The organism is Veillonella sp., assembly GCF_019414865.1.
GTDB lineage: Bacteria > Bacillota > Negativicutes > Veillonellales > Veillonellaceae > Veillonella.
Window position 1 is genome coordinate 1 of record NZ_DXLG01000142.1, and the last position, 3,814, is coordinate 3,814.

At 37.7% G+C, this 3,814-nt stretch carries 3 protein-coding genes; all 3 read left to right on the forward strand.

Going from position 1 to position 3,814, the window contains the following annotated elements; genetic code table 11:
• The first annotated feature begins 619 nt into the window (after positions 1-619).
• The 3 genes from QZ334_RS07435 to QZ334_RS07445 all read left to right on the forward strand — a co-directional run bounded on the left by QZ334_RS07435 (position 620) and on the right by QZ334_RS07445 (position 3,760).
• The gene (locus tag QZ334_RS07435; protein WP_295233272.1) at positions 620-1,657 is read left to right on the forward strand and encodes an OmpA family protein; all 1,038 of its coding nucleotides are present in this window, start codon (positions 620-622) and stop codon (positions 1,655-1,657) included.
• A gap of 190 nt (positions 1,658-1,847) precedes the next feature.
• Entirely contained in the window at positions 1,848-2,969 is a 1,122-nt protein-coding gene (locus QZ334_RS07440; protein ID WP_295233275.1) for an AI-2E family transporter, read from the forward strand.
• Positions 2,970-3,103: 134 nt separating this feature from the next.
• Positions 3,104-3,760 (forward strand): peptidase, encoded by a 657-nt coding sequence (locus QZ334_RS07445; protein WP_295233278.1) that lies wholly within the window; start codon positions 3,104-3,106, stop codon positions 3,758-3,760.
• Positions 3,761-3,814: the final 54 nt, after the last annotated feature.

The following is a 3,814-nucleotide window of genomic DNA, read 5'->3' on the forward strand; positions in this document are numbered from 1 at the left end:
AGCATATTCTATAGAATTTAATGTGTGAGAAACGTCATGCTATATAAGAAGGGGAGACAGAATAATATTTTGTAAAATTATATCGAATAAAGTCGTTGACATAATTTAGAAAATGTTTATACTAATGAGAGAAACATGAAATCCTATAGAGAGGGAAGACATGCCTTTTGAGTTCATGGAGGTATTCATCGGCGTATGGCTCTTCATCGTTGCTCCTTTAGTAGGTGGTGCGATTGCAGCTGTATTCCATCGTGCATGGTTCTCTGTAAAAGAAGACTAATTTAATACAGGTATTATACAAAGCGTCTACGGAAACGTAGGCGCTTTCTTTTGTTCGCTTAATTTTAAAGATAGGCTAAGATAAATATAAGATATATCTTAAAAGAATAGAGGGGAAGATCATCAGTTTTGATAATTAGACCCTTAATATTCCTAATATTATAAAGATAATTGTATTTTTGAATTTGAAAGATGTAACAACTAAATATAGATAAAATTCGAAATTCTCATGGTAAATTCATAAAAGATATTGAAATTTATCGAAAAGTTGTGTAAAATGAAAGTATATTATTACCAAGGCCCTGTGTATTGTTATGGGCTATTTTTGGAGGGAATTATAATGAACAAAAAATTATTAGCTTTATTGGCAGTTGCTGCTGTAGGCGTATCCGTAGCTGGCGCAACTCCACAAACTCAATTCAACAAAGGCGAATTCCAAGTTGATCTTGGTGCAGCTCATTCTAAAGCAAAAACTGAACATTTCAATGCTGATGCAAAATGGAACTTTGATGGTGGTTTGACATACGCTTTGTCTGACAAAACTGCTGTTCAATATGCTTACCATGGTTTGAACGACAAATTGGGTGGCATTGGCTATAGCGACAAAATGCACGAAGTAAACTTGGTTCAATCCTTGAACAAAAACTTCGCTGTATATGGTGGCTATGCTCATATTTCTGGTGATGACTTCGCTAAAGCTAATAACATTGCACAAGCAGGTGTAATTGGTAAAGCTAACCTTGGCTCTAAAGTAGAAGTGTATGGTAAAGCTGGTGTAGGTACTAAGAAAACTTCCACTTGGGAAGCTGGTTTAGGCTACAAAGTGAACGAAGACTTGGATATCAACGCTGGTTACCGTTATATCAACACAAAACATGCAGATAAGGAAAATATCTCCTTCCAAGGTCCTGTAGTTGGCTTGTCCTACCGCTTCGGTGGTCACAAAACAGTAGCTCCTGTAGCAACTCCAGCTCCAGCTCCTGTATACACTCCAGCTCCAGCTCCTGTAGTAGAAGCTCCTGTATACAAAACTCCTAAATTGGATTACTATGTACAATCCATCTACTTCGATTCCGACCAAGATGTAGCTCGTGCAGACCAATATCCAAACTTGACAGCTGCTGTAAACGCTGCTAACCAATACTCTCAAGATCAAATCAAATTGTTGGGTAATGCTGATACTGATGCAACTCCTCAATACAATGTTGGCTTGTCCGAACGCCGCGTACAATACGTAGCTCAATACTTAGTAAACAACGGCGTATCTGCTGATCGTTTCATCGGTATCGCTAATGGCGACACTAAACCAGTAGCAACTAACTCTACTGCAGCAGGTAAAGCTGAAAACCGTCGTGTAGACGTTTACATTCACCGCTAATCTTCAATCTAATTTAGATTAGACATATAATAAGTCCACCTTCTATCATGCTCTCGTGTTCATCGGGGGACCGAGCATGTGATAAGGTGGACTTTTGTGTTATACTAAACTTGCATACAATCGTAGGTCATACAATGTTCATTAAGTTTTGGTAATGTATGCATTGTGAGTATAGTAAAGTAGGTTATATATGAAACGATTTAAATATTACAAACCGCTTATAGGGGCCATTATATTGGCTGGCGTTATGATCATGATGGCGCTCCGTATTAGCGATATAGCCAATGCTATTGATGCCATTATTACTGCTTTTATTCCACTTATAGTAGGTGCTTGTATCGCATTTGTCCTCGATATTCTCGTTGTGCGTTATGAACGCTGGCTGTGGCCTAAGAGTAAAACTGGTTGGAAAGATAAAATTAGACGACCTTTAAGTCTTGTATTATCCTTTGTTACTATCAGTGCTATCGTGTATTTCATTGCTCGCATGGCGATTCCACAATTGATTCATTCTATGTCGATTATCGTAGCTTCTTCGCCGCAGTTGTATACAGATTTCCAAACATGGATGCAACACTTTACAGAAACCATTCCAATGGCCTCCAATCAAACTCTTATGGATACCTTGAGTGGTGAAAGTATTGTTAAATATACTCGCGAGTGGGGCACAAAGGGTGGTACATACCTAGTTAATGCGATGGGGACCGCCTTATCTTGGACTTTGAATATAGGTTTAGGTTTAATCTTTGCCATTTATATGTTGCTCGATAAAGAGCGACTTATGATGCAAGGTAAACGAATCCTAAGAGCCTATGCATCTGATGAGTGGGTTAACCGTGTTAGTTATGTGACACGCGTAGCTGTTCAAACTTTTAGTAACTTCTTTGTAGGCCAGTTTATAGATGCCTTGATTTTAGGTATTATGGTGGGCATTTCATTGTGGGCATTTAATATCGAATATGCTACTACGATTGCCTGTGTTATTGGTCTTACTGCATTAGTTCCATTGTTAGGTATTTATGTAGGGGGCGTTATAGGCGCAGTTATCTTACTTACTGTTAGTCCTATGGATGCATTAATCTATGTGATTATATTAGAGGTTCTTCATCAAATTGAAAGTAACTTTATTTATCCTAAGATTGTAGGTAATTCCGTTGGTTTACCTGGTTTGTGGGTGTTTGCAGCCGTTATCGTAGGTGGTAGTTTAATGGGGGTCACTGGTATGTTGATTGGCGTACCTTTGGTGGCAACATGTTACAAATTGCTTATGACTGATGTAAACGATCGACTTGCATCGAATGAAGGTTTATAGTATATTGTCTAAATAATATATCTATTTATGTATGTTTTGTGTGCTGTTGCATATAGCACGAAATTATAGTAATTCTAGTATACGAATGGCTTTTACCATAGGTGAAAGCATTGTATATAGTAGGAGGATATGTAATGAATAAAAAGTTGATTTCTATGGCATTAACTGGTGTATTGGCAGTTGGCGTATTGTCCGTTGCTACACCTAGTGTGGCAGATGCACGTAAAACAAAGCCAGAAACAAGTACTGATATTTCTGTACAACGTGCACCAGGGGAATCCATGGTTATGACTATGAGCAAAATTGGTACTATTTTCCAAAACCGTTTTCCTAATGCAGCACTTCATTCTGTAGAGCTTAACTCTAATGATTTGAACTATGGCTACAAAGTGGTAGGCTATAGTAAATATCATCAATATAAGATGAAAATCGATGTTATCACTGGTAATACTTCTGATATGGATGAAGGTGGCAAACCTAAGAAAGTTATCGGTGAAATCTTCAATAAAGATAAAGTCATCGAAGCAGCTCAAGCTGAGCGTGTTGCAAAACAACAACTTGGTTCTGATGCAGTTGTAAAAGGCTGGAAAATCGAAGCTCATGAAGGTAAGATTCTATACTATATGACAATGCATCAAGACGGCAAAAAGACTGTAGTTACTGTAGATGCTGAAACAGGGGCTTATGTAGGTCAATCTAAATCTAGTAAATTACCTCCTGAACCAGACCAAGGTTTCGATGGTCGTAAAACAAATATTATTTGGGATAACACCATTGATATGGGTCGTTAATCTATTTAGCGATATTATAAATAAAGAGCTGAAGATAAAATCTTCAGCTCTTTT